Source organism: Xanthomonas translucens pv. undulosa, assembly GCF_017301775.1.
GTDB classification, from domain to species: Bacteria; Pseudomonadota; Gammaproteobacteria; order Xanthomonadales; family Xanthomonadaceae; genus Xanthomonas_A; species Xanthomonas_A translucens.
This window is the reverse complement of the sequence record NZ_CP063993.1, coordinates 3,624,928-3,650,742: the sequence shown is the minus strand read 5'-3', so window position 1 is coordinate 3,650,742 and position 25,815 is coordinate 3,624,928. Positions and strand designations below refer to the sequence as shown.

Genomic DNA, 25,815 nt, shown 5'->3' with positions numbered 1-25,815 from the left:
CTGCCCGGCCTGGGCCGATCGAGCACACGCCCCGGGCCGGCCGCCATCGGTAGACATCGACCCGATGGCCGGTCAACCCCGGCGCCGGCAAGACGTTCTCCACGGTATCCCCGCACCAGGAAGCTAAGCTGTGCTGGTGAGCACGCCCGCCCTCGAACCCGCATCGGCCGACAGCGACAGCGACGACGCCATGCGTCCGCTACCGGTGTCGCTGGACGCGTTCCTGGCCGAGATCGGCCCGCGCGCGTTCCGCTTCGCCGAGGCCGGCCTGCGCCAGCGCGAGGATGCGCTGGATGCGGTGCAGGACGCGATGATCAAGCTGCTCGCCTACCGCGAGCGGCCGGCGCAGGAATGGACCCCGCTGTTCTGGAGCATCCTGCGCCGGCGCATCATCGACCTGCAGCGCCGCCGCGGCTTCCGCCTGCGCTTCTGGGCGCCGCCCAGCGAGCGCAGCGAGGACAGCCAGCCGGACTGGGCCGATGAAGGCCCAACCCCGGCGCAGCGCCACGAGCAGCGGCAGACCCATGCGCGGCTGGTCGCGGCATTGCGCGCACTGCCGGCGCGGCAGCGCGAAGCCTTCACCCTGCGCGTGCTCGAGGAGCTGGACGTGGCCACCACCGCACGCGCGATGGGCTGCTCCGAAGGCTCGGTCAAGACCCATCTGTCGCGCGCCCGCGAGGCGTTGCAGAAACATCTGGAGGACGTCCGGTGAAACCCGACCCCACACATTCGGCTGCATTCGACGCGCAGATGCGCCGCGCGCACCAGGCCTCGCTGCAGGCGCTGCCGGCGCCGACCCTGGCGCGACTGCGCGCCGCCCGCCACGACGCCCGCCACGACGCCCGCCGCGCGCACGCCGCGCCGGCGCGGCGCTGGGGCTGGCTGCTGGCCGCGGCACCGGCGCTGCTCGGCGCCGCATTCGGCATGCACCTGTTGCTGCGCCCGGCGCTGCCGGTCGCGGTCCCGGCCAGCGTCGCCGGCACTGCGGCGGCGGCCGCGGTCTCGGCGCGCGCCGCCGCGCAGGGCGACGGCGACGACAGCGCGGCCGGCCTGCTCGACGAAAACCCCGACCTGTACCTGTGGCTGGGTTCCGATACCTCGCTGGCGATGGAATGAACACGATGAACTGCCTGATCCGCATGTCCCTGGCGCTGGCCCTGCTGGCTACCGCCGCCCCGCTGGCGGCATTCGCCGCACCGCCAGCGCCACCACCGCCGTCGGATGCCGACACCGATACGGGCCCGCCACTGCCGGACTGGGAGCACCTGAGCGCACAGCAGCGCGAGCTGCTGATCGCACCGATGCGCCAGCGCTGGAACGATGCGCCGCAGCAGCGGCGCAGGATGCTCGCGCATGCGCAGCGCTGGCAGAGCATGACCCCGGAGCAGCGCGAACGCGCACGCAAGGGCGCCCGCCGCTACGAAGACATGAGTCCGCAGCAACGCGAAGAGGCGCGCGCGCTGTTCGAACGCCTGCGCGCCTTGCCGCCGGAGCAGCGCCAGGCGCTGCGCGAGCGCTGGGAAGCGATGACCCCGCCGCAGCGCGATGCCTGGATCAAGGCCAATGCTGGCGCCGACACCCGGCCAGCGCCGGATTCCAGGTGAGCGCCGGAGAGGCGCGCCAAGGCGGCTGCAGGTTTTTCGAAGCTGTTTACCGGCTGTCGGCGCGGCCGCAGGGTGATCCGGGCATCGATCGTGAGGAGGGCGACGCGCGAACAAGGGCCGTCGCCGATCGCATCGGCTGCCATAAACCCGTGGGGTGATATCGCGCCATCGCCCGGGTCGAAAATGCGCAGGTAGGTCGCCCGGAGGCTTCGCTCGGGAATTTGCAGCCGGCGGCCTGTTGTGGGAGCGACTGCAGTCGCGACGCGCTCTACCGGTAACGCCCGTCGCGACTGCAGTCGCTCCCACAGTTGGCTCCCGCAGGTCGCCTGCGGCTTGCAGGCCAGGTAGGGCCGGCAAGCTGCGGGGAATGTTGCGAGAAAACGCTCTGGCGCCGTTAGCAACTGTCGCATCGGCGCGCGGCGTCGTTGCCGGCCGCCGTGGCAGGCGCGGCACGCGGCCGAGTGCGCCGATCGACCGATCAACCGGTCCAGCGCGTCTTGGCCAGCAGCTCGTCGTCCCAGTCGTAGCCGATCGCGCTGTCCTTCAGGAACAGCGCGACGAAGTTGTAGACGTTGCGCGCATACATCTCGCTGGCGTGCACCGCGCCCATGCTGGCCAGGTCGAGCGGGCCGGCGACGACCACGCCGGCGTGCGCGATGGTGTCGCCGGGGCGGGTCAGTTCGCAGTTGCCGCCGGTCTCGGCGGCCAGGTCCACCACCACGCTGCCCGGCTTCATGCCCTCGACCATCGCCGCGCTGAGGATCTTCGGCGCCGGCCGCCCCGGCACCGCGGCGGTGCACACCACCACGTCGATGCCCTTCAGGTGCTCGGCCAGGCGCCGCTGCTGCTCGGCGCGCTCGTCCTCGGTCAGCTGCCGCGCATAGCCGCCCTCGCCCGCGGCGCTGACCCCCAGGTCGAGGAACTTGCCGCCCAGCGATTCGATCTGCTCGCGCGTTTCCGGGCGCACGTCGAAGCCCTCGACCTGCGCGCCCAGGCGCCTGGCCGTGGCGATGGCCTGCAGGCCGGCCACGCCGGCGCCGACGATCAGCACCTTGGACGGGCGGATGGTGCCGGCGGCGGTGGTCAGCATCGGGAAGAAACGCGGCGCCAGCTGCGCGGCGATCAAGGTGGCCTTGTAGCCGGCCATGCCGGCCTGCGAGCTGAGCACGTCCATCGCCTGGGCGCGGGTGGTGCGCGGCAGCCGTTCCAGCGGGAAGGCGACCAATTGCCGCGCCTGCATCGCCTCGGCGCGCGCCGGATCGGCCTGAGGCTGCAGGATCCCGACCACGCCCGCGGCGGGCTTGAGCTGGTGCAGCGCGGCGACCGGCAGCGGCTGCACGCACAGCACCAGATCGGCCTGCGCCGGGGTCGCGGCATCGGCGAGTTGCGCGCCGGCCGCGAGATAGGCCGCATCGACGAAGCCGGCGGACACGCCGGCGTCGGGTTCGACATGCACCTGCGCGCCGAGCGCGACCAGCTTCTTCACCGTCTCCGGCGTCGCCGCCACGCGGCGTTCGCCGTGCGCCGTTTCCTTCACCACCAGCACCTGCACTGCCATGCGATTCCCCATGCGTTGCCCGCCCTAGTCGGCGCCGATGCTACAGGGTCCGCGCGGCGCTGGCAGCGCCGGCAACCGGCATGCGTGGCTAGCCTTCGCCGCTTGCAGCCTGGGCGTACAACGCAGCGACATGATGGCGGCCGGACAAGCGCCATGTGGATGGCATGGAGGTAAAACGAAGACTGCCAGGCATCAAGGACTGGTCCGCACGGCACGCTTGAGCCGGACATCGCGGGACGACGGGGCATCCCGGCATGGACAGGGTCAGGAGTTACTACCCCGCACCATCAAGCCGATGTGGAGAACGGGAAATGCCGGGAACGAAGCAGATTCGCAGATAGAGCCTTTCCTTTTCCCGCAAGCAGGAAAAGGAAAGGCAGCGCTACAGCTTCTTGCCAATACTCAAATAATCAATAGACTCGGCGCGCGACTGGAAAATCCACGCCCCGTTCACAGCATGAATTTCCGTATGTTGTCACGGATTATTTTTGCAACCCCATACACTACTGACATTGTAATTCCCTGAATTATCCCTGCTGCTAACAGTATAGCTCACCAAGCCAACAGACTTGGTGTCGCGGTGGCGACTGCGGCATAAACTATATGCACTTCCCCAAAGTGCCTTGAAAACCTCTTGGCTCGACACCGTTTTGGTGTTGTCCGCCGGTCCTAGCACTGTCCCAATGACTCTAAGGCGACCAACCTCGGCAGCGCTAGCACCAGAAGTCACGAACATCGCACACAGCAGCACTGCAGCGGGAACGGCCGACGCACGGCGCTGCAAATGCGAAAACGAGAAACTGATTTCCATATGGATTCCTTAACTACTTTATTGAAAGTACATTTATTTAAATTTGCATGAAGAGCATATTTTATTGCATTATCAAGATACAGCGCAACGCGGGACTTTTCAAAATCCCGTGAAAAACTAACACGCCGATTCCGCCTCATCAACCGACATCGCACAGATATAAAATAATCGTATAGACCAGCAATCAAGAAGCTATATTAAACGGTGCATCAGCGCACACCGGGATCGTGACGCCCTGCAAACGGACCGGCTCCCGTCATGCGACCGACGCTGGCATGGCGACAGCCCGCGCCACGCGGCGAACGTCGATCCGGTTCAGTGCAGCGTCGCGTTCTGCGGATCGAGCCGGTCGATGACGCCCTGCATCGCGCTGTCGAAGGCGCCGTCGTTGATGTGGCTGCGCAGCCGGCCAAGCCGCACCATCACCGCCAGTTCCTCCGGCGAAACTACGCAGAAGCGCACGCCGCGGCGGTTGACGAACAGCAGCCGCGCCGAGATCGGGCTCACCCACGACAGCTTGCCGGTCTGCACCTTGCCGTCGCGATCGATGAAATCCAGCCAGGTGCCGATCGGCATCGCGCGGAACCGGTCGGCGTCGGCGTTGTCGTAGTCCTCGGTCGTTTCCGCCGCAGTGACCTCCACCGGCTGCGCCTCCTGCAGCGGCGGCTGCGGCAGCGCCACCTGCGGCAGCTCCGGCAGCGGGCGCTCCAGTTCCGGTCGCAGTTCGGCCACGGCCTGCAGCGTATCGTGCAGCGCATTGATCGCCGCAGCCGCCGCCTCGGCATGCAGGCCGACGCTGGCGAAAACCTTGTGCAACGGCCACTGCCAGGCTTGCAACCAGGGCTTGCCGACGATATGCCGCCGCGCCTCGGCCGCTTCCTCGAGCAGGCCGTCGGCTAGCGCCAGCGCATCGCGCACGCCGGCGCCGTCCTCGCCCTCGCGCAGCACCGCCATGGTCAGGTGGTGCTGCCACGGCTGGCGCAGGAAATCCTCCAGCGCCTGCGGTAACGGCGCGCCCTGCAGCCGCAGCTGCAGCTCGGCCTCGGCGCGCTGCCGGGCCAGTTCCAGCTTTTCCTGGCCGCGCTGGGTCTCGGCGGCGCGGCGCTCGGCGATTTCGATACGGCGCCGGTGCTGGGCCAGGAAATCGCGGAACTCCTCTTCCAGGGTCAGGAAGATCGCCAGGTTCTCATTGAAATCGGCGACCAGGCGCTCGATGATCTCCTCAACCTTGCCCATCAGCACGCGCTCGGCCGGGCTTTCGCCGGTATTGCCTTCGCAGGCCTCGGCCAGCGCGTTGAGCAGGCGCCGCGCCGGATGGGTCTTCTGCACGAACATGCGCCGGTCCAGCAGCGCGACCTTGACGAACGGCACCACCAGGCGTTCGATCATCTCGCGCGAGCGCCCTTCCAGGTCGCGTTCGTCGAGCATCACGTCGAACAGCATGCCGACCAGGTCGATCGCATCCTCGTCGACCGGATCCAGCCGCGCATGCGTGGGGTCCACGCCGAACTGGGTGGCGTTGGACAGCACCTCGCTCTTGAGCCGCTGCGCCAGCGATTCGCCGTCGTCGCCGATCGCCGCGCGCAGCGTGGCGCTGGGCGTGGCCTGCAGCAGCGACAGCACCGAGATCATCTCGCGCTGGCTCAGCGAACGCTGCTGGCCAACCGCGGCGCTGGCCGCGGCGATGGTGTTCTCGCGCGCGCTGCGGGTCTGCTGCAGCAGTTCGTGCAGCGCTTCCAGCAACATGCCCTGCTGGCTGGCGCCGGTCTCGGCGGACTGCGGGTGGCCGCGGCTCTGCGCCCAACGGTCGACGAAGCGGCTGGCCCAGGACGGCGCGTGGTGGTCGTCGTACTCGCCCGTCTCGCCGGCAGCGCCGCGGTCCTCGCCGACACCGGCCGCGTCGCCGCGCGCCTGGCGTTCTTCCGGAGCGGGCGCACGCCGCGGCGGCGGCGGCGGCGGCCGGGGCCGCGAGATCTCCGGCATCACGCCGGCGCGCGCCAGGCTGTCGTCCAACTCCTGGTAGAGCCTGCCGATGCCGGCGGTGAGATCACGCTCGCACAGCTTGATCAGCACCAGCCGCACCTCCGGGGCCAGATCGCTGGTGGAGAAGGCGGCATGCACCGCCACGCCGATGTGTTCGGGGCCGACCGGATTGGTGTCGGCGTCCAGTTCCAGGCCGCCGGCGATCCAGCCCAGGCGGCGGTCGATGCGGTTGAGCATCGGCTTCCATTCGCGCAGCAGCACGCTGGCCAGGTTGCGCACCGCCAGCCGCGATTCCAGTTCGCTTTCCGATACCAGGCTCAGGCCCTGGCCGTAGCCGGCCAGCGCCACTTCGGCCGACAGCGGCGTGCCGGCGTCCAGCGCCTGCCAGGCCTGGTCCAGCTGCGCACGGAAGCGCGCGGCGATCTCGTCGCGGCGGCGGCGCAGCTCGCGCATGCCATCCAGGAACAGCAGCTGCGAGGCGCCGGCGCTTTCGGCGCGGTCGAACAGCACGTCGTCGAAATGCGCCAGTGCGGCGGCGAACGCCTGCCCCAGCACCGGCAGCATGCCCTCGCGCGCCTGCATCAACAGATGCGGGTCGCGCGCGGGATGTGCGTGCGGCGAGCTGGGGCTGAAACTCATGCGCAAAGGCTCCGCGCCGGGAGCGGCGCAAGAAAAGGAGTAAAAGGAAGTCGAACGGACGCGGCCCCTGTTTCCGCCTGTGCATGGTAGGCAAGGTACCTGAACATCGACCGTGATGCGCTTGGCATTTCAACCTCCGGAGCGTGACCTCTTTCCTCATCCTAGGCGGTCCTGGCATAACGCCGGCTGCAGCGCGACGCGAACCCGCCCCTGGCGCCGCGGATTCAGGCCGCGACCGCGACCCGCTGCAGGCGGTCCACCGCCCCCTGCATGGCGCTATAGAACGCATCGTCGTCACGGTGCAGGCGCAGGCGATCCAGCTGCACCATCATCGCCAGCGCTTCCGGCGAGGCCACGCACAGGCGGCCGCCGCGGCGGTTGACGAACATCAACCGCGAGGAGATCGGGCTGACCCAGGACAGCTTGCCCGGTTGTACGCGCCCTTCGCGATCGACGAAATCCAGCCAGGTGCCCATCGCCAGGGTGCGGAAATACTCGGCGGTACGGTGGTCGAAATCAGAGGCCTGCGCCGGCTCCGGCAGCGCCGGCTCCGGCTCGGCCGGCGGCGCCTCGGGCGCGACGGCGGCGGCGAGGGCCACGGGCGCGCGCATGCGCGTCCAGCGCGCGCGCGGCGCGGCCGACAGCGGCGCGGCGGCGTGCCAGGTCTCGAAGAAGCGGCTGATCCAGTCCGGCGCCGCGTCCTCGCCGCTGGCGCCGTTGCGCGGGATGGCGCGGCGGCGGGTGCGCGCGGTCGGCAGCGAACGCGCGCGCGCGACCTGGTCCAGGCGCTGCTCCAGCCGGGCGTACAGCTCGCCGACCCGTTCCTGCAATTCCTGCTCGCAGATCCTGACGATCGCCAGCTGCACCTGCGGCGCCAGCACCAGGCCGTGCAGCGCCGCATGGACCGCGGCGCCGACGTGTTCGGGGCCGAACGGGTTGGTGTCGGCATCGATGCGCGGGCCAACGGCGATGAAGCCGAGGAAGCGGCTGAGCCGCATCAGCTCCGGGCGCCAGCGGTGCTGGATCGCGCCGGCCAGGTTGCGCACCGCCAGGCGCACGTCCAGTTCCTGCGCGGAGACCAGGCTGAGGTCGCCGCGCGCGCACGTCAGGGTGCGCTCCACCGACAGCGGGCGGCCGGCCTCCAGCGCCTGCCAGGCCTGCGCCAGGTGGCCGCGGAAGCGCGCGGCGATCGGCTCGCGCTGCTGCCGCAGCAGTTGGATCGCCTCGAAATAGTCGTTCTGCGTCGCCCCGGCGCGCTCGGCCAGGCGCAACAGCGCATCGGCGAGCACGTCCAGCACCTCGCCGAACGCCTCTGCAAGCGGCACCGACACCACGTCCCGGACCTGGTCGAGCAGGTCCGAGTTGCGGCTGGGCAGCAGCTCCTCGGCATATTCGGCGATTATCATGGCGGTGTGATACGCAAGCACAAGTGAGACCGACGTCAATTCGGAAGTTAGCGGCAGATCATGGATGGAACTTGACTCTCCGTATAACCGCGGCATCCGCTGCCGCTGTTGGGCGCGCGACTATAATTCTCCGCCCGCCCCACGGAATCGAGACTATGCGCACACTTCACTCGCTGCAAGCGCTGGATGAGCGCCGTTCGGTGCCGTCCAAGCAATTGGGCGAGCCGGGACCCGACGAAGCCACCCTGCTGGCGATGCTGCGCTCGGCGGTACGCGTGCCCGATCACGGCAAGCTGGTGCCGTTCCGGTTCCTGCGCATCGCCGGCCAGGCGCGCCTGGCGCTGGGCGATTTCCTCGCCGAACGCACCCTGCAGCTCGACCCTGGCGCGCCGCCCGCCGCGGTGGAGAAGGATCGCGAACGCTTCGCGCATGCGCCGCTGGCGATCGTGGTGATCGCGCGGCTGCAGCGCGAGGCGAAAGTGCCGGAGATCGAGCAATGGCTGAGCGCCGGCTCGGTCTGCTTCGCGCTGCTGCAGGCGGCGCAGGCGCATGGCTTCGGCGCGCAGTGGCTGACCGCCTGGATGGCCTACGACGAGGCGGTGGCGGCGCGGCTGGGCCTGGCCGAGAACGAGCGCATCGCCGGTTTCATCCATATCGGCACACCACGTATGCAGGTGCCGGAGCGCGAGCGCCCCGATCCGCAGCAGTTGCTCAGCGACTGGATCCCGTGAACGCGGCGGTGCCGACGCGGCCGCTGTACCTGGTCGACGCCAGCCTGTACGTGTTCCGCGCCTGGCATTCGATCCCGGACGAGTTCCAGGACGCGCAGGGTTGGCCGACCAACGCGGTGCACGGCTTCGCCCGCTTCCTGCTCGACCTGCTCGAACGCGAGCGCCCGCAACACATCGCCATCGCCTTCGACGAAGCGCTGGACAGCTGCTTCCGCAATCGCCTGTATCCGGCCTACAAGGCCAACCGCGCGCCGGCGCCGGATGCGCTGCGGCGGCAATTCGCGCACTGCAAGGCGCTGTGCGCCGCGCTCGGCCTGGGCGTGCTGGCGCACCACGACTACGAAGCCGACGACCTGATCGGCAGCGCCCTGCACCGCATGCGCGGCGCCGGCTTCCACGGCGTGATCGTGTCCGCCGACAAGGACCTGTCGCAACTGCTGCTGCTCGACGGCGACGAACAGTGGGACTACGCACGCGGCCAGCGCTGGGGCGCGGCCGGGGTGAAGGCACGGCATGGCGTGCATGCGCAGCAGATCGCCGACTACCTGGCGCTGACCGGCGATGCAATCGACAACATTCCCGGTGTCACAGGCATCGGCGCCAAGTCCGCGGCGATCCTGCTGGCGCATTTCGGCGACCTGGACACGCTGCTGGCGCGGATCGACGAAGTGGCGTTCCTGCGCCTGCGCGGCGCGGCGCAGATGGCGGTGCGCCTGCGCGAGCAGCGCGAACAGGCGCTGCTGTGGCGGCAACTGGCCACCATCGCGCTGGATGCGCCGCTGGATTCGGCGGCGCCCGGCTTCGCTCGCGGCCAGGCCGACGCCGACATGCTGCACGGCCTGTGCGAAGCGCTGCGCTTCGGCCCGCTGACCCGGCGCCGCTTGCTGCAGGCGGCGGGGCTGGACGCTCCGTTCGGCTGAGCACGGCATCGCCGTACGCACGCCGCACGCATCGCCGCGACACCGATGCCACTACACTGAGGCACAGCCGGGCCGCGCGCTGCCGCGGCCGCGCTATCCTCTTCCGAACCGAGCGAACGCCGCCCATGACCCGCCCCGATTCCCCGCCCCGCATCGTCTACGAAGGCAAATACCAGCGCATGGTGGTGCGCGGCACCTGGGAGTATTCCGAACGCGTGCATGCCGGTGGCCTGGCCGCGATTATCGTCGCGGTGACCCCGGACGACGAGGTGCTGTTCGTCGAGCAGTTCCGCGTGCCGCTGCAGGCGCGCACCATCGAGATGCCGGCCGGACTGGTCGGCGACATCGACGCCGGCGAATCGATCGAGCTGTCGGCGGTGCGCGAACTGGAGGAAGAGACCGGCTGGACCGCCGACCACGCCGAAGTGCTGATGATCGGCCCGACCTCCTCCGGCGCCAGCAACGAAAAGGTCGCCTTCGTGCGTGCCAGCGGCCTGCACAAAGTCGGCGACGGCGGCGGCGACGCCAGCGAGGACATCACCGTGCACGCGGTGCCACGCGCCCGCGCCGCGGCCTGGCTGGTGCAGAAGATGGGCGAAGGCTACGAGCTGGACGCCAAGCTATGGGCCGGGCTGTGGATGATCGAGCACCAGCTGGACGGCACCCCGCGTGGTTGAGTCGATTGCGCGCGCGGACGCCGGCCCGCCCCTGCTCGGTGCCGGCGATCCGCCGCCCTACCGCGTGCACCAGGCGCAGGGCCGCTCGCCCTACCTGCTGATCGCCGACCACGCCGGGCAACAGGTGCCGCAGGCGCTGGCCGGCCTCGGCCTGCCGCAGCACGAACTGGACCGGCACATCGGCTGGGACATCGGCATCGCCGCGGTCACCCGCACGCTGGCGCAGGCGCTGGATGCGTTCGCGATCGAGCAGACCTATTCGCGGCTTGTGATCGACTGCAACCGGCCGCTAGCGGCGCCGTGTTCGATCGCCGAGAGCAGCGACGGCACCCGGGTGCCGGGTAACCAGGGACTGGATGCCACTGCACGCGCGGCACGCGCCGCGGCGATCTTCGTTCCCTACCACGCGCGCATCGCCGCGGAACTGGACCGGCGCCGCGACGCCGGCCGCGCCACCATCCTGATCGCGATGCACAGCTTCACCCCGTCGATGGCCGGCGAGTCCCGGCCCTGGCACGCCGGCGTGCTATATCAGCGCGATGCCCGTTTCGCGCAGGCACTGCTGGCCCAGCTGCGCGCCGAACCGGGGCTGGTGGTCGGCGACAACCAGCCGTATTCGGTCAGCGATGCAACCGACTACGCGATCCCGGTGCATGCCGAGGCGCGCGGCCTGGCGCACGTGGAACTGGAGATCCGCCAGGACCTGATCGCTGACCCCAGTGGACAGCGACAATGGGCGCAACGCTTGCTCAACATGCTGAATCGGTTGCAAGCTGCCTTCACATCGGGCTGAGCGCAGGCTGCGCAGTCTCGATCATCGCCGTCCGTTCAATGCCCTAGCTTTCCCACCGGAGCCTCCCCCATGCTCATCCGCCTCGGTTACGAGATCCGCTACCGTTTCCTACAGCCCACCCCGGTGCTGGCCATGCTCGACATCCACGACAGCCGCCGCACCGACATCGTCGTGGCCACCGCGCTGCAGACCGAGCCGGCCATCCCGCTGCGCGGCTACCGCGACCAGTACGGCAACAGCTGCACGCGCATGCTGGCCCCGGCCGGCGTGCTGACCCTGCGCGCCGACGCGGTGGTGCGCGACAGCGGCCTGCCCGACCAATATCGCTACGATGCGCCGCAGACGCCGGTGCAGGAGCTGCCGGAGGACACCTTGATGTACCTGCTCGGCAGCCGCTACTGCGAGACCGACCTGCTCAGCGGCATGGCCTGGGACCTGTTCGGCAGCGCGCCGACCGGCTGGGCGCGGGTGCAGGCGATCTGCGACTACGTGCATGCGCAGATCCAATTCGGCTACGAGCACGCGCGCCCGACCAAAAGCGCTGCGCAGGCGCTGCAGGAAGGCCGCGGCGTGTGCCGCGACTTCGCCCACTCGGCGATCGCGCTGTGCCGCTGCATGAACATCCCGGCGCGCTATTGCACCGGCTACCTGGGCGACATCGGCGTCCCCGCCTCGGCCGCGCCGATGGATTTCTCCGGCTGGTTCGAAGCGTTCCTGGACGGCCAGTGGTACACCTTCGACGCGCGCCACAACCTGCCGCGCATCGGCCGAGTGCTGATCGCGCGCGGCCGCGACGCCGCCGACGTGGCGATCAGCAACACCTTCGGCTACAACACGCTGGAATCGTTCGTGGTGTGGACCGACGAGACCGACCAGGCGCGCCTGGATCCGCGCCCCGTCGCCGCCAGCGGCATCGGCACCGGCGCCGCCGCGCTGCACACCGAAGGGCTTTATCCCTAGCGTGGCTTGGTTGTAGCTGGGGCGCTCGCGAGAGCGGGAGTCGGTCGCGAACGCTGGCCCCCAAGCCATCCAGGCCTGATCCCGCAGGAACATTCGGCGAGGCGATGGCCGCTCCGGCCCATTGTGGGAGGGACTTGAGTCCCGACTGCAGCGCACTTCCAGGACTCAGCGCCCCCCCTCGCCCGCTCCTGCGGCGCACCTGACGCGAAAAGCGGTAATGGTCCCGCAGGATGTAAAGCTGCAGCGCACTGCGTGGGCGTGCGCCGCGGACGGCGGCGCACGCCATGCCTAGCTCAGACGAAGGCGTCGGTGGCGCGCACCAGGGCGTCGACGTTTTCAGCCTCGAACGCGGAATGGCCGGCGCTGGGGGTGATCTGCAGCGTCGCCTTCGGCCAGGCCTTGTGCAGCTCCCAGGCGCTCTGGGCCGGACACACCACGTCGTAACGGCCCTGCACGATCACGCCGGGGATATCGGCGATCTTCCCGGCATCGCGCAGCAACTGGTCTTCCACCTCGAAGAAGCCGCCGTTGACGAAGTAGTGGTTCTCGATGCGCGCGAACGCCAGCGCGAACTGCGCGTCCTCATGGCCGTCGACGAAATCCGCATCCACGTGCAGGAAGCTGGTGGCGCCCTCCCACACGCTCCACGCGCGCGCCGCGGCCAGGCGCGTGGCCTGGTCGTCGCTGGTGAGGCGGCGATGGAACGCGGAGATCAGGTCGGCACGCTCCACCGGCGGAATCGCCGCAACGTAATGTTCCCAGGCATCGGGGAACAGGCGGCTGGCGCCTTCCTGGTAGAACCACTCCAGTTCCCAGCGGCGCAGCATGAAGATGCCGCGCAGCACCAGCTCGGTGACGCACTGCGGATGGGTCTGCGCATAGGCCAGCGCCAGGGTCGACCCCCAGCTGCCGCCGAATACCTGCCAGCGCGGGATGCCGAGCGTTTCGCGCAGGGTCTCGATATCGGCGACCAGATCCCAGGTGGTGTTGTCGACCAGGTCCGCATGCGGCGTGGAGCGGCCGGAGCCGCGCTGGTCGAACAGCACGATGCGGTACTTGGCCGGATCGTGGAAGCGGCGCATCTTGGCATTGCAGCCACCGCCCGGCCCGCCGTGCAACAGCACCACCGGTTTGCCCTGCGGGTTGCCGCACTGTTCGTAGTACAGCGTGTGGCGCGCATCCACCGGCAGCATACCGCTGTCGAACGGTTCGATCTCGGGATATAGCGTGCGCATGGCGGTTCCTGCTTGAAAACTGGATTTTACCAGCGGATGGCGTATTGGCGGCGCTGCCTGCAGCAAACGCCGCCCAGCAGCCGCACCGATGACATCCGCAAGGGTGACCCATGACCGGCCCGCCCCTGCCGCCAGGCCCTTCCTGCTGCCGCTGCTGCGCCTCCAGCGCCAGCTGCTGCTGGCGCTGTTGATTGAGCGCTTATGCCTGCTGCACCGTCTCTTGCAGTGGTGCGGCCTGCTGCACCACATCCGCCGAGGCGCGGACACCCAGCGTGCTTAGCTCAACCGGTTTACGTCCTTCTCGTTCTGCACCTGGATGACGTGCTCTGGCAATGCCATCTGCGCATCATGCCCCACCACCTTGATGCGCGCCGGCGGCATCGCCGCGCGGGCCTTGAATTCCTTGTCTTTGAAAAACCAGTTCTTCTGCGTCAGGATCGGCTTGCTGCCTTCGTAGAAGATCAATTCGTCGTCGCTGGGCAGTTCCTTGATCTCCTGCGGCAGGAACAACGCCCGCTTCTCCTCCACGTAGCTGATCGATATCTGGCTCGCACCACCGCCGCTGCTGCGGCTACGCTGTTGCTTGCGCACCGTCTTGTACCCCAGCATTTCGCTGTACTCGTTGGCGTCGCTTTGCTCGCGCGGCGCGAACACAACCTGCGCGCCATGGTTGGTGATGAAGTTCTGCGCGTCGTTGTCGCCATAGGTGGAACGCAGCTGCGCGCGGCTTTGCACGATGCACAGGTCGCGCACGCCGTAGCTGGCCGAAATGGAGATCGGAATGATCACATACAAGGTGGTCGGGCACTTGCGCAAGCTCAGAGTGTCGATATCCGTGGCATTGGTGGCTGCCGCCAGCGTCGGGCTGAGGAACTGCTGCAGCGGCGCCTGCATGGTGGCGATGACGGAACTGAACGTCTGCTCGGCCAGCCCTGCAAGGTTGCCGAACACGGTGCGCGTCTGCTGACTGATGTAGGTGTATTTGGGATTCTTGAGGATGTCTTGCAGCATCTGCAGGGTGCTTTTGCCGTTCTCGCCACTGGAAAAGCGCAGGATGCGTTCAAGACTGGGAAACTTCGGCGAGGCATTGATGCTGGGGAATAGCGCTTCCGGTGCCTTCCATGCCATGAGCTCGTTGATGGTGTGATCCCATGCTTCAAACATGTAGGACGCAAAAGCGCTGAACGCGGCGCGACTTTGGCTTGTCCAGAACGGATCCTTGCCTTGTTCGTCCGGATACAAGATCGCAGCGATGGTCTGGATGTCGCCAAGCCGCTTGTCGGGGGTCGTCCACGCGAGCAGGGTCATGGGATTGAAACGGTGGGTCATGCCCGCGTCGTTGTACGGCGCCCACACCCGAATGCGATGCCCCTGTGCTTGGCGCCAGCCGCTGGTGGCTTTGTGCAGTTCTCCCTTCAAGTCCAGCACCACCATCGAGTGCATATACGACAGCAACACCGGGATGGCGATACTGGTGGTCTTACCGGAGCGGGTCGGGCTGATGGCGATCACATGCTGGGCGCCACCGAGCCACAAATAGCGGCCTTTGTATTTGCCGATCAGGATGCTTTGCGGGGTTTGTTTGAGCAGACCGGCTTTTTTCAGGTCTCGCAGGTCCGCAAAGCGCGCATCGCCATGCGTGGACTCGGCCCGCGGCTTGAACAATGCCACCAGCGCCAGCATCCAGCCGAGCATCGGTAACCCAAAACCCAGCGCGCCAGCCAGCTTGATCTTGCCCGCGAAGGGAGCGTATTGCGGCAGGTTCTTGACCTGGACGTATTGCAACCACGTGTTCCAGGCTAGTGGTGTGTTTTTCAGGCCGAGCAGGCGCAAGACCAGCCAGTCCGAAAAATAAAGTCCGCCCATCAGGGCCGCGAGCAGTAATGCTACTGCAATCCCCAGCTTGCGTGCGCTGATTCCTTTGCTCTCTAGTATGTGGTTGATGCGCTCTGAATTGTCGCCTGGCGGATTTGCGCGCGACGTGCAACGTTCGTAACGCTTAAGTCACAGGCCCCCTGCCGCCACTACTCGACGTGCCCGTGGCGCCGATGAGGGCATGGTCAGCGGTGGCCATGTCCCGCCACAAGCCCGGGCAGCGACGCCTGGGGCATGACGGCGGCGCCATCGACGCCGGCCACGCGGGAGTTGATGCGCTGGAAACCCGGTTGCGGCGGCCCGTCGGTCAGTCCCGCCGCAGCGAAGCCGTGGAAGGTGGCACCGCGTGGGCAGAAGCGCGCCGCCTCGATGTCCGCCAGCGCGCCCCCGCCCGTGAGAAATGGAACGCGCAGCAAAGGCCGTTTAGGAAGCGCGCCCGAATTTTGTCTACAAGCGCGTGGAAAACCTGCATTGCTGCTGCCGCAAGTGTCGCGGCGGTGGTTGCATCTGCAACCACGTGCAAAAATTTAACAGAACGTTGACACATTCGACATATGCCGGTAATCCGTTGCTGCTGCCGCAACATTCGCCAGACGCGCTACACCCGGGAGGGGGTGATGGCGAACGCGGCGGCGCCGACTCTTTTCCCCCATCCTGGAGCCGCCCCGCCAATGACCCGCATGTTCAGCCCTCTCGCCACTGCCATCGCGCTCGCCCTGGCCGCATCCGCAGCGCCTGCGCTCGCGCAGAGTTCCTCCTCCAGCGCACAGACGCTGGATACGGTGATCGTCACCGGCACCCACGTGGCCGACCGCACCGTCGCCGAATCGGCCTCGCCGATCGACATCATCTCGCCGGAAATGCTGCAGTCCACCGGCACCACCGAACTGGCCACTGCGCTGTCGCGTGCGGTGCCGTCGCTGAACTTCCCGCGTCCGGCGATCACCGATGGCTCCGACGCGGTGCGCCCGGCGCAGTTGCGCGGCCTCTCGCCGGACCAGGTACTGGTGCTGGTCAATGGCAAGCGTTACCACACCACCGCGCTGGTCAACCTCAACAGCGCGCAGGGCCGCGGTTCGTCGCCGGTCGACCTCAACACGATTCCGATCGCCGCGGTCGAGCGCATCGAAGTGCTGCGCGACGGCGCCTCGGCGCAATACGGCTCCGACGCCATCGCCGGGGTCATCAACATCGTGCTCAAGGGCAGCGGCGAAGGCGGCAGCATCGCCGCACGCTATGGCAAGTACAGCGCCGGCGACGGCGAGCAATACCAGCTGACCGGCGACGCCGGGGTCAAGTTCGGCGGCAACGGCAGCGTGCATTTCGCCGCGCAGGCCGGCCACCAGGACCAGACCGACCGCGCCAAGCCCTACCAGGGCGAGGTGCAGCAGCGCTACGGCGACCCGGACATCGACCAGGGCGGGTTCTCGTACAACGGCCAGTACAGCCCGGCCGAGTACCTGACCTTCTATTCCTACGGCATGCTCAGCCGCCGCGAGGTGCTGTCCAACGGTTACTTCCGCTGGTCCGGCGACAACCGCAACCGCCCGGAGATCTATCCGAACGGCTTCCTGCCGCAGATCTACAACGTCAGCAAGGACATCTCCTGGGTCGGCGGCTTCAAGGCCGACACAGATGGCGGGCTGGGCATCGACATCAGCTACAACTACGGCCGCAACGACCTCAGCTTCGAGGTCAAGAACAGCCTCAACAACAGTCTGGGCACCACCAGCCCGACCGACTTCTATGCCGGCGCGCTGGAAGTCACCCAGAACCTGCTCAACGCCGACTTCACCAAGTCCCTGGACATCGGCCTGGCCTACCCGGTCACGCTGGCCTTCGGCGGCGAATGGCGCGGCGAGAAGTTCAACGAATCGCCGGGCGATGTGCCCTCCTACGTCAACGGCGGCGTGCCCTCGGCCAACGGCACGCTGCTGCCGGGCGCACAGGTGTTCGCCGGCTTCAAGCCCAGCGACTCGGGCCACTACGACCGCAACAGCTACTCGGCCTATGCGAACCTGGAAGGCGACATCACCGAAAAGTTCTCCGCCGGCCTGGCCGGGCGCTACGAGAACTACAGCGATTTCGGCGACACCGGTACCGGCAAGCTGTCGCTGCGCTACGCGTTCACCGACAAGGTCGCGCTGCGTGCCACCGCCTCCACCGGGTTCCGCGCACCGTCGCTGCAGCAGCAGTATTTCCAGTCCATCGCCACCAACTTCATCAACGTCACCCAGCCCGACGGCAGCATCACCGCCACGCCGTTCGAGATCGGCACCTTCCGCACCGACAATCCGGCCGCGGTCGCGCTCGGCGCCGAACCGCTGAAGGCGGAAAAGTCGAAGAACTACGGCCTGGGCCTGGTGCTGCAGCCGGTCGATGCGCTGTACGTTACCGTCGATGCCTACCGCATCGACATCGACGACCGCATCGTGCTGTCGGAAAACCTGACCTCCACCGCGGTGCGCAACTACCTGCAGGCCAACGGTTATGCCGGCATCGGCGGCGGCCGCTACTTCACCAATGCGATCGACACCAAGACCCAGGGCGTGGACGCGGTCGGCACCTACAAGATCGCGCTGAGCAACAGCAATCTGGACCTGACCGCCGGCTACAACTACAACAAGACCGAGATCGAGAAGATCGCCGAGAACCCACCGGTGCTTGAGGCGATCGACCCGACCGCGGTGCGCATCGGCCGCGCCGAGATCGGCCGCATCACCAAGGGCGCGCCGCGCGACAAGTTCTTCCTGAGCAGCGTGTGGGCGCCGGGCAACTGGGCGTTCACCGCCACCGCCACACGTTGGGGCGAGTTCACCGACTTCGGCACCACCACGGCCGCCGACCAGACCTACGCGGCGAAGTGGACCCTGGACCTGGCCGCCAGCTACAAGCTGGGCAACTGGGATTTCACCATCGGCGGCGACAACGTGCTCAACGAATATCCCGACCAGTCGCGCGCTGGCGCCGGCACCCGCACCTACCTGCCGTACAGCACCTCCTCACCGTTCGGCTTCAACGGTGCATTCGCCTACGCCAACGTCAACTACAAGTGGTGATGCGCGTCCGCACGGCGTAGCCAATACGGCCTACGCCGTGCACGGAAAAAGCCCCGGCCCGCCGGGGCTTTTTTGTACGCCGCGCAGCGCGTGCAGGCGGCAATCGCAGGGCAATACCGCCGGTGCCTGGCGATTAATTCGAACCGCTTAGCACAGCGAAACAGCCAACGGAAGTCACTTAGGTAGACAGTTTCATGATCGACAAAAACATCTAATGAAATATCGCGAAACTGCGTGTATTCATCCCATATTTGTCAACAGCTGACCGCTGCGACTCGCGTAAGGTGGAATCGCCTGAACGGCAGGCTATTAGACCCTTAGCAGGGGAAGGAAACGCTATGGAATGGAATATTTCGAAAATCGCGGCGCTGGCGTCGGGAGCCTTGCTGTGCTCGCTGTCTGCCACCGCCGCTCATGCGCAGACCTGCTGCCCCACCGGGGGCGGCAGCAGCACGATTGCCAGACAAGGCTTTGGTGAAAGCGTACCGGCCGCAATCAACCTATCGACCAACCCGACTGTAAGCATCTACCAGTTCGAGCGCAACGGGGTGACCTATCTGCAGATGAACGATCCGAATGGGCAGGTGCGTGGCGCGATCGGACGTATCGAAAACACCGCCTGGGTGACGCCGATGGGCAAGGACGTGGATCGGGTCAGCATCGTCGATGCATTCGACCACCGCCGCGGCAGCGTGGTCTACGACGCGCGCTACTTCACGGTGCAGAAATCCAGCAGCCCAACCGGCGACGCCTGGACCGTCACCATCAAGAAGTAACGCCGCGCAGCTGCGACGGCTCGGAGACGAGGAAGCTGATCTTCAACTCATGGCGGCGCCGACAGGTGCCGTCATGAGCTTTCAGCCGGCTCGCCAGCTCCCACTCGATCTCTTCCACGTCCCTGCTCGCGTCCGTGCCGAGCAGCAGTTCAGGATCGGCGGCGATCGACACCGCCAGGCCACGCCGGCCACGCGCTTTCCACACGCGCGCCGTGATCAGATGCCGGCCGCCGCGCGGCAGCACCTCCATCGCGTTGAGCACGCAGCGATACGCCGCCAGTTGCAGGCCCATCGACAGCTGCAGCGACTCGCCGCGCAGCCGCGTCTCCACTTCGGTGTCGCAGGCGTTGGCGAAGGCGACGGAACTCAAGGCGCCGTAAAGTCCATGGGTTTCGATATCCAACGGATACAGCGCGGCGACGTAATCGTCCATCAGCTGCGTCTGGATCACCCCGGTGCGGTTCACTTCCATGGCCGCAGCGTAGTGGCCGCGCTCCTTCAGCGAGGAGGCGATATCGCGGTGCAGCTTGTTGAGGTGGGTATGGATATCGGTGTACTCGATCACCCGGTTGCGCAGCGTGCGCTCGGCCGACATATAGCTGGCCTGCGCCACCTGAAGCGCCTGCTGCTCGGCGTAGCCGAAGTGCCGCGCCTGGCGAAAAGCGCTGGAAATCTTCGAGCCGAGCACGAACAGCATCGTCGCCGCAACGGCGATCAGCATCTGTACGTCGAATCCCTGCTGGTCGTAGGCGCCCGGGTAGTTCACCCGCGGCAGCGACATTGCAACGGCCAGGTTGGCCAGCACCACGCCGACCGCCGAGCCGCGCCAGCCGTAGCACAGGGTGAGCCAAGCGCCCGGCACCAACAGCATCAGCAGAACGAACTGGTGCATCAGACCCGACGTCTCCATGGCCAGCACGAAGATGCCCGACACCGCCAGGACCGCGATCGCGGAGTCGCGTAACAGCTTGCTCGGCATGAATCGATCTGTCTTGCGGCACAACCACAGCAATGCCGGCAAGATGAACATCAAAATACCCAGATAGCTGCCGATCCAGTACCTGACGCTGGTTTCCAGGGTGACGAAGGCAGCAGGCCCGTCCAGCATGGCGTTGACAGCCTTGTTGACCAGCAGGCCCCACAACGCCAGGCCCACCGTCAGCAACGGTAACCAGCGCTGCACCGCCGACGAAGCGATAAAACGACTGCGGAACGCCCATGGTAGTAAAGCGAACACCGGCGCCACCAGGAACGGGCTCAGGTACGCCCATACCTCGCTGACCCCGTCGTGGTTGGCCATCGGCACACGCATCGTCAGCAAAGCAACAGCATCGCCCAAGAACACATAGGGCCAAAGCCGATAGGGCAGGAACAGCAATGCCGCCGCGCGCAAGCCGGCCGGCAGGAACCATTGGTCAACCGACCAGCGCCACACGAACATGTAGAGCGCGCAATAAGCCGCACTCAGAAGGATGCCGCCAGCGATTTTTTTCAGTGTAGCCATGCCACCTTGATCCTTGGCAGGATGCCCAATTGGCGCAAACATACAGCACGGCGCGAACCCGCACAGTAGACAGTTTGCCCAGCGCAATACGGCGGCAACGCATTGCGCGGCGGGGGTTTGCGGGGATCGCAGGAATGCTGGGACACGCTTCTCATTCGGCCTGGCACCGGGGTCGCCAGATTTTGCCCGGTTTTGCGTATCACGCACTCGTGAGAGTGGCGCCGATGTTGAGCCGGCGGGCCTCAGCCGCTCATCGCATCGGCTAAGGCGGCGCAGTGCCGGCCTTTTGTCGGAGCGGCGCGGCTTTACCGCAATCGGACGGCACCGCCGTCGCTGGGCGCAGCACGCCGGGGCACGGCAATGGGAACGCGATCCATGTGTGCCGCAGCGCCCGCTCGCCGTGCGCAGCCCTGGGTCCGGCAGCGCCTCGCCGTGCGCACTGCAACGCCCGCAGCGGGCGCCAACGCGAAACCCGCGAAAAGCGCCATCCCATGCCTCGGCCGATGCGGCGGATTTGCCGACAAAAGCCGCATCGGCGACACTCCTTGCAATCTTGTTCCGCGAATCTGCATGCATCACGACACCAGTCTCATCGACATCATCGCGGTCGGACTCGCCCTCGCCTTCGTGCTCGGCACCCTCGCCCACCGGATCAAGCTGTCGCCATTGGTCGGCTATCTGGTGGCCGGCATCTGCGTCGGTCCGTTCACTCCCGGCTTCGTCGCCGACCAGGCGCTGGCCAACCAGTTGTCGGAACTGGGGGTGATGCTGCTGATGTTCGGGGTCGGCCTGCATTTCTCGCTCGAAGACCTGATGGAAGTGAAGTGGATCGCGATCCCCGGTGCGCTGGCGCAGATCGCGGTGGCCACCCTGCTCGGCTGGGGGCTGGCCTGGAGCATGGGCTGGCCGACCCTGCACGGGCTGGTGTTCGGCCTGGCGTTGTCGGTGGCCAGCACCGTGGTGCTGCTGCGCGCAATGGAGGAACGGCGCCTGCTGGAAACCCAGCGCGGGCGCATCGCGGTGGGCTGGCTGATCGTCGAGGATCTGGTGATGGTGCTGGCGCTGGTGCTGCTGCCGGCGTTGGCCGACGCGCTAGGCGGCAGGGGCGCCGGTACCGGCGCGATCCTCGGCGCGCTGGGCATCACCCTGCTGAAGATGGCCGCGTTCGTGGTGGTGATGCTGGTGGTCGGCCGCCGCGCGATCCCGTGGGTGCTGGAGAAGGTCGCCGCGACCGGCTCGCGCGAGCTGTTCACGCTGTCGGTGCTGGCGATCGCGCTGGGCGTGGCGTTCGGCTCGGCCACCCTGTTCGGGGTCTCGTTCGCCCTGGGCGCGTTCTTCGCCGGCATGCTGCTGAAGGAATCGGAACTCAGCCACAAGGCGGCCAGCGATTCGCTACCGCTGCGCGATGCGTTCGCCGTGCTGTTCTTCGTCTCGGTGGGCATGCTGTTCGACCCGCACATCCTGCTCGAGCATCCCTGGCAGGTGCTGGCCACGTTCCTGACCATCACCGTGGGCAAGTCGCTGGCCGCGTTCGTGATCGTGCGCGCGTTCGGCCATCCCGCCGGCATCGCCCTGACCATCTCCACCAGCCTGGCGCAGATCGGCGAATTCTCCTTCATCCTGGCCGGGCTCGGCGTCAGCCTGGCGATCCTGCCCGAGACCGGGCGCGACCTGATCCTGGCCGGCGCGCTGCTGTCGATCATCGCCAACCCGCTGCTGTTCACCTGGCTGGACCGCTGGCAGGCCCGGCAGGCGGTGGAAGCGCCGGTGACGCTGGAGACGGAACTGCCGCCGGGGCCGTCGCTGGACCTGGTCGACCACGCGATCGTGATCGGCTACGGACGGGTCGGCAGCACCCTGGCCGCGGTGCTGCGCGAACGCGGCGTGCCGGTGCTGGTGATCGACGACAACCGCGAGCATGTGGAACGCGCGCATGCCGACGGCATTCCCGGCATCCGCGGCAGCGCCGCCGCCGACCGGGTGCTGGCCGAGGCGCATCCGGAAAAGGCCAAGATCGCGATCCTGGCGATCCCGCAGCCACTGGAGGCAGGCGAGGCCCTGGCCAAGCTGCGCGCGCTGAATCCGGGGCTGACCCTGCTGGCCCGCGCGCACAGCGATGCCGAGGTCAAGCATCTGCTCGAGCACGGCGCCGACGGCACGGTGATGGCCGAACGCGAACTGGCCTATTCGCTGGCCGAGATGGTGATGGCGACGCCGCCATACCGCGCCATGCGTACCGCGCCGGGCTGAAGCCACGCGGTAGCCACGCGCAAGGAAGCGCACGGCGGCAGCCGCGGAAGCCTGCCCAGGTGTCGCCGCGCACAAAAGCATCGACGCGAATGCAGTGGCGGCACCCCAACCGACTTGATAATCATTATCGTTTAAGGCAGGATTGCAGCCCCTCCTCCAGCCCCGCTCGCCTCCCCCTATGGCTTGCAAGATCGGGTTGTTCAATTCGGTGCCCAGCCCGCTGCTGTGCGAGATGTTCGGCCACCTCGGCGACGACTTCGTGGTGCTCGACCTGGAGCACGTACTGCGCTCGCCGGCGGAACTGGAACACGCCCTCCACGCCTGCGAACTGGGCGACTGCGAGGCCTGGGTACGCGTGCCCCAGGTCGACGCCAAGCTGATCGGCCGGGTGCTCGATGCCAGCGCGCGCGGCGTGTTGCCGCCCGGGCTGGAGAGCGCCGAGCAGGCCGAACGCGCGGTCGCGGCCGCGCATTTTCCGCCGCACGGCCGGCGCGGCATCTGCGGCGGCCGCGTCACCGGCTTCGGCAGCGTCGCGCTGGCCGACTGCGTTGAATGCACGCGGCACGGCGTTGCGCGTGGTGCCGATGCGACAAAGCGCGGCCGCGGTGCGTGCGCTGCCGCAGATCCTGGAACCATACGGCGTGTCGCTGGTCATGGAAGGCGCGCTGAACCTGAACGTCGGCCCGCAGGGGTGGACGCAGGTGTTGGCGATCACCGCGGCCCGCGCCACCGCCAGCATGCCGTGCTGCCCCAATCCGCGCGACCCGGCACGGCGCCAATGCTGGCTGGCGCAGCCGAACCTGCAACGGCTATTCGCCAGCGAGGACCGCGCACTGTTGCAGGCCGCGCTGGGCCAGCCCGCCACCGACCTGCGTCCACGTTGATTTTTCGTTCCCTGGAGTCATTTCCTTGATCGCTTCGTTTCCACAATCCCTGCTGACCATCTCGGTCGCGGCAGCACTGCTCGTACCGTTCGCGGCCATGGCACAAGAGACGCAGGAGGCGCAAAGCGCTGCGGCGCGGGTTCACCAGCTCGACACCGTGCACGTGCAACACGGCCTGCTCGGCCGTTCTACCGCCCAGGACGTGCAACATTACGCCGGCAGCCGGCAGGTGATCAGCCATGACCAGCTCGCCAATGGCGCCAACCGCTCGATTGACGACGCGCTCCAGCACGTGCCTGGAGTGAAAATCCTAGATGAAACCGGAACCGGCGTGCTGCCCCAGATCATGGTGCGCGGGCTGTACGAAAGCCGCAGCGGGCGCGTGCAGGTCTTGATGGACGGCATTCCACTGTCATTGGCACCGTATGGCCAGACCAGCCTCTCACTGTTCCCGGTGACACTCAACCAGATTGATCGCATCGACATCGTGCGCGGTGGCGCGGCGGTGCAATACGGTCCCAACAATGTCGGCGGCGTCATAAATCTGATCAGCAAGCCCATTCCGGAAAACTGGACCACCACGCTGGGCGAAAGAATCACCGCCGGCGGCGACGGCAAATTCCTGCGCGATACCTATTTCAGTACCGGCGGCTACCTGACCGCGAATTTTGGTATGCAGCTGGATGCCGACTGGCTCAAGGGACAGTACTGGCGGGATCACAGCGACACCGACGTGAAGAACTTTCGCTGGCGTGCCGAATGGTGGCTGGCGGACGACAAAATACTCAAAGCCAGCGTGGAGCGTTACGTTGCCGACATGAACCTGGCCGGGGCCCTGTCGGCCGCCGACTACGAGCGCAACCCGCGCCAGTCCACGCGACCGCTGGATGATTTCACCGGTCGCACAACGCGCGCATCGCTGGTTTACAAGCAGAACCTGGGTGCGTGGGGGCCTTTTGACGACGCGCACTTTTCGTGGACGAATTTCGACTGGACCTCCGAGCGCAACTTCATGTTCGGGTCGCGCCTGGCATCGGCCGAATCATTCCGTCCCGATCTGCCGCCACAGTTGTACAACGACGGACCGCGCAGCTTCGACGTCTACGGCACCCAGCCACAATTCGCCCTGCACGCGAACTCAGGCGGGGTCACCCAGCTATGGACCATCGGCACGCGCCTCGAACGCGAACACATCGGGTACCTCGCGCAGGCCACAGAGCTGGACAACGGCGCTTACACGCGGTTTCGCGACTGGCAATTCCATAACCGCGCGTTCGCTGCCTTCGCGAGCAATAGCATCGGCTTTTACGACGACCGACTGATGGTCACTCCAGGCGTGCGTTACGAGCATCTTGATTCGGACTTCACGGATCGCACCTCGGGCAAGCGCTACTCCAACGATATCCGCGATCTTCTTCCCGGAATCACCGTCGGCTATCAAGCCGACAGCCAATGGTATTTCCATGCCGACGCGCAGCGCTCGCTGCGTCCGCCGCAGATCACGATGATCGTCTACGGCAACAATCTGGAGTCGGAGCTTTCCTGGAATTACGAAGTCGGCACGCGCTACACGCCCACCGCAACCACCAGCATCAGCGTCGATCTCTATCGCATCGATTTCGACAACCAGATTCAATACAACAGCACCACTGCCAGCTACTCGAACCTCGGCAAAACCCGCAACCAGGGTGTCGAAGTGCAGCTGGAATGGAGCCCGGCATTCCTGCGTGATCTGAAGTTCGACGCCGGCTATTCCTATCTGGACGCGGCGCAGAAATCAGGGAAGTACATGGGATTCCGGGTGCCGTATACCTCGCGCAACCAGGTGACTCTCGGCGCCACCTACGCACTCGGCGACACCGTGCTCGCGCTCAACGGCTACTACTTCAGCGGCGCCTTCAGCGATGCCGCCAATACCCAGCGCGAAAACGCCATCGCCACGGCCGGCGCATTGCCCGCCTACTGGGTCGCGAACACGCAGATCACCCGCACGCTGACGAAGCGTGGCAGTAGCGTCCTGAAAGGCTCGCTGGCGGTGAACAACCTGTTCAATCGCCACTACTGGTATCGCGGGATCGATACCAGTCCGTGGGGGCGCGAGCCCGCGCCCGAGCGCACCGCCACGCTCGGCCTCGAACTGACTTTCTGAG

20 protein-coding genes and 1 pseudogene are annotated in these 25,815 nt (G+C 67.0%); 14 read left to right on the top strand and 7 right to left on the bottom strand.

Going from position 1 to position 25,815, the window contains the following annotated elements; genetic code table 11:
* Positions 1-130: 130 nt before the first annotated feature.
* The 3 genes from ISN38_RS15520 to ISN38_RS15510 are packed head-to-tail and all read left to right on the top strand — an operon-like array spanning position 131 to position 1,604.
* Complete coding sequence (locus tag ISN38_RS15520; protein WP_003472228.1) at positions 131-712, top strand: RNA polymerase sigma factor; 582 nt, start codon at positions 131-133, stop codon at positions 710-712.
* Complete coding sequence (locus tag ISN38_RS15515) at positions 709-1,116, top strand: hypothetical protein (RefSeq protein ID WP_425509974.1); 408 nt, start codon at positions 709-711, stop codon at positions 1,114-1,116. The genes ISN38_RS15520 and ISN38_RS15515 overlap by 4 nt, the downstream gene beginning before the upstream one ends.
* A 5-nt stretch (positions 1,117-1,121) precedes the next feature.
* Positions 1,122-1,604, top strand: a complete 483-nt coding sequence (locus ISN38_RS15510; RefSeq protein ID WP_003473641.1) for a DUF3106 domain-containing protein — start codon at positions 1,122-1,124, stop codon at positions 1,602-1,604.
* A 478-nt stretch (positions 1,605-2,082) separates the two neighbouring features.
* On the opposite strand, the gene ISN38_RS15505 is transcribed toward ISN38_RS15510, so the two are convergent.
* The 3 genes from ISN38_RS15505 to ISN38_RS15495 form a co-directional block, all read right to left on the bottom strand.
* On the bottom strand, positions 2,083-3,162 hold the full coding sequence (locus tag ISN38_RS15505; protein ID WP_206712225.1) for an NAD(P) transhydrogenase subunit alpha: 1,080 nt from the start codon (positions 3,160-3,162) through the stop codon (positions 2,083-2,085).
* Between the two features lie 1,126 nt (positions 3,163-4,288).
* Positions 4,289-6,595 (bottom strand): DUF1631 domain-containing protein, encoded by a 2,307-nt coding sequence (locus ISN38_RS15500; RefSeq protein ID WP_003473137.1) that lies wholly within the window; start codon positions 6,593-6,595, stop codon positions 4,289-4,291.
* Positions 6,596-6,819: 224 nt separating this feature from the next.
* Positions 6,820-8,001, bottom strand: coding sequence for a DUF1631 family protein (locus ISN38_RS15495; RefSeq protein ID WP_108084742.1), 1,182 nt, complete (start codon positions 7,999-8,001; stop codon positions 6,820-6,822).
* 155 nt (positions 8,002-8,156) lie between these two features.
* On the opposite strand from ISN38_RS15495, the gene ISN38_RS15490 reads away from it, so the two are divergent.
* The 5 genes from ISN38_RS15490 (at position 8,157) to ISN38_RS15470 (ending at position 12,082) form a co-directional block, all read left to right on the top strand.
* Positions 8,157-8,732: a nitroreductase family protein gene (locus tag ISN38_RS15490; RefSeq protein WP_003473063.1), complete on the top strand. Its 576-nt coding sequence runs from the start codon at positions 8,157-8,159 to the stop codon at positions 8,730-8,732.
* The gene (locus ISN38_RS15485) at positions 8,729-9,652 is read left to right on the top strand and encodes a 5'-3' exonuclease (protein WP_003473061.1); all 924 of its coding nucleotides are present in this window, start codon (positions 8,729-8,731) and stop codon (positions 9,650-9,652) included. Before ISN38_RS15490 ends, ISN38_RS15485 begins: the two co-directional genes overlap by 4 nt.
* Before the next feature lie 125 nt (positions 9,653-9,777).
* A complete protein-coding gene (locus ISN38_RS15480) occupies positions 9,778-10,329 on the top strand; it encodes an NUDIX hydrolase (RefSeq protein ID WP_003473059.1) in 552 nt (183 codons plus the stop codon).
* The gene (locus ISN38_RS15475) at positions 10,322-11,122 is read left to right on the top strand and encodes an N-formylglutamate amidohydrolase (RefSeq protein WP_003473058.1); all 801 of its coding nucleotides are present in this window, start codon (positions 10,322-10,324) and stop codon (positions 11,120-11,122) included. The genes ISN38_RS15480 and ISN38_RS15475 overlap by 8 nt, the downstream gene beginning before the upstream one ends.
* 69 nt (positions 11,123-11,191) lie before the next feature.
* Entirely contained in the window at positions 11,192-12,082 is an 891-nt protein-coding gene (locus tag ISN38_RS15470; protein ID WP_003473056.1) for a transglutaminase-like domain-containing protein, read from the top strand.
* Positions 12,083-12,375: 293 nt separating this feature from the next.
* On the opposite strand, the gene pip is transcribed toward ISN38_RS15470, so the two are convergent.
* Positions 12,376-13,317: a prolyl aminopeptidase gene (gene pip / locus ISN38_RS15465; protein ID WP_003473054.1), complete on the bottom strand. Its 942-nt coding sequence runs from the start codon at positions 13,315-13,317 to the stop codon at positions 12,376-12,378.
* Between the two features lie 88 nt (positions 13,318-13,405).
* Between pip and ISN38_RS15460 the strand changes: the two genes are divergently transcribed.
* The gene (locus ISN38_RS15460; protein ID WP_003473052.1) at positions 13,406-13,597 is read left to right on the top strand and encodes a hypothetical protein; all 192 of its coding nucleotides are present in this window, start codon (positions 13,406-13,408) and stop codon (positions 13,595-13,597) included.
* On the opposite strand, the gene ISN38_RS15455 is transcribed toward ISN38_RS15460, so the two are convergent.
* The gene (locus ISN38_RS15455) at positions 13,594-15,183 is read right to left on the bottom strand and encodes a type IV secretory system conjugative DNA transfer family protein (RefSeq protein ID WP_080627725.1); all 1,590 of its coding nucleotides are present in this window, start codon (positions 15,181-15,183) and stop codon (positions 13,594-13,596) included. The two genes, ISN38_RS15460 and ISN38_RS15455, sit on opposite strands and share 4 nt — an antisense overlap.
* Before the next feature lie 194 nt (positions 15,184-15,377).
* A complete protein-coding gene (locus tag ISN38_RS15450) occupies positions 15,378-15,608 on the bottom strand; it encodes a hypothetical protein (protein WP_003467649.1) in 231 nt (76 codons plus the stop codon).
* 255 nt (positions 15,609-15,863) lie between these two features.
* Between ISN38_RS15450 and ISN38_RS15445 the strand changes: the two genes are divergently transcribed.
* On the top strand, positions 15,864-18,251 hold the full coding sequence (locus ISN38_RS15445) for a TonB-dependent receptor plug domain-containing protein (RefSeq protein ID WP_206711877.1): 2,388 nt from the start codon (positions 15,864-15,866) through the stop codon (positions 18,249-18,251).
* 338 nt (positions 18,252-18,589) lie between these two features.
* Positions 18,590-19,027 (top strand): hypothetical protein, encoded by a 438-nt coding sequence (locus ISN38_RS15440; protein ID WP_003467645.1) that lies wholly within the window; start codon positions 18,590-18,592, stop codon positions 19,025-19,027.
* Here the strand turns inward: ISN38_RS15440 and ISN38_RS15435 are convergent.
* Entirely contained in the window at positions 19,017-20,531 is a 1,515-nt protein-coding gene (locus ISN38_RS15435; RefSeq protein ID WP_080627644.1) for an MASE1 domain-containing protein, read from the bottom strand. The genes ISN38_RS15440 and ISN38_RS15435 overlap by 11 nt on opposite strands.
* Positions 20,532-21,101: 570 nt before the next feature.
* On the opposite strand from ISN38_RS15435, the gene ybaL reads away from it, so the two are divergent.
* From ybaL to ISN38_RS15420, 3 genes and pseudogenes are all read left to right on the top strand, one after another.
* Positions 21,102-22,781 (top strand): YbaL family putative K(+) efflux transporter, encoded by a 1,680-nt coding sequence (gene ybaL, locus ISN38_RS15430; RefSeq protein ID WP_003467641.1) that lies wholly within the window; start codon positions 21,102-21,104, stop codon positions 22,779-22,781.
* A 178-nt stretch (positions 22,782-22,959) separates the two neighbouring features.
* Positions 22,960-23,665 (top strand): annotated as a pseudogene (locus ISN38_RS15425) (aldolase/citrate lyase family protein).
* Between the two features lie 28 nt (positions 23,666-23,693).
* Positions 23,694-25,814 (top strand): TonB-dependent receptor family protein, encoded by a 2,121-nt coding sequence (locus ISN38_RS15420; RefSeq protein ID WP_206712223.1) that lies wholly within the window; start codon positions 23,694-23,696, stop codon positions 25,812-25,814.
* The last annotated feature ends 1 nt before the right edge of the window (position 25,815 follow it).

Bases quoted from the DNA above. Each gene is read 5' to 3' on its own strand.
- ISN38_RS15460 (WP_003473052.1), top strand. From the start codon at position 13,406: ATGACATCCGCAAGGGTGACCCATGACCGGCCCGCCCCTGCCGCCAGG.
- ISN38_RS15440 (WP_003467645.1), top strand. From the start codon at position 18,590: ATGGAATGGAATATTTCGAAAATCGCGGCGCTGGCGTCGGGAGCCTTG.
- ISN38_RS15495 (WP_108084742.1), bottom strand. From the start codon at position 8,001: ATGATAATCGCCGAATATGCCGAGGAGCTGCTGCCCAGCCGCAACTCG.
- ISN38_RS15480 (WP_003473059.1), top strand. From the start codon at position 9,778: ATGACCCGCCCCGATTCCCCGCCCCGCATCGTCTACGAAGGCAAATAC.
- ISN38_RS15435 (WP_080627644.1), bottom strand. From the start codon at position 20,531: ATGGCTACACTGAAAAAAATCGCTGGCGGCATCCTTCTGAGTGCGGCT.
- pip (WP_003473054.1), bottom strand. From the start codon at position 13,317: ATGCGCACGCTATATCCCGAGATCGAACCGTTCGACAGCGGTATGCTG.
- ISN38_RS15445 (WP_206711877.1), top strand. From the start codon at position 15,864: ATGACCCGCATGTTCAGCCCTCTCGCCACTGCCATCGCGCTCGCCCTG.
- ISN38_RS15505 (WP_206712225.1), bottom strand. From the start codon at position 3,162: ATGGCAGTGCAGGTGCTGGTGGTGAAGGAAACGGCGCACGGCGAACGC.
- ybaL (WP_003467641.1), top strand. From the start codon at position 21,102: ATGCATCACGACACCAGTCTCATCGACATCATCGCGGTCGGACTCGCC.
- ISN38_RS15470 (WP_003473056.1), top strand. From the start codon at position 11,192: ATGCTCATCCGCCTCGGTTACGAGATCCGCTACCGTTTCCTACAGCCC.
- ISN38_RS15490 (WP_003473063.1), top strand. From the start codon at position 8,157: ATGCGCACACTTCACTCGCTGCAAGCGCTGGATGAGCGCCGTTCGGTG.
- ISN38_RS15500 (WP_003473137.1), bottom strand. From the start codon at position 6,595: ATGAGTTTCAGCCCCAGCTCGCCGCACGCACATCCCGCGCGCGACCCG.
- ISN38_RS15455 (WP_080627725.1), bottom strand. From the start codon at position 15,183: ATGGGCGGACTTTATTTTTCGGACTGGCTGGTCTTGCGCCTGCTCGGC.
- ISN38_RS15510 (WP_003473641.1), top strand. From the start codon at position 1,122: ATGAACTGCCTGATCCGCATGTCCCTGGCGCTGGCCCTGCTGGCTACC.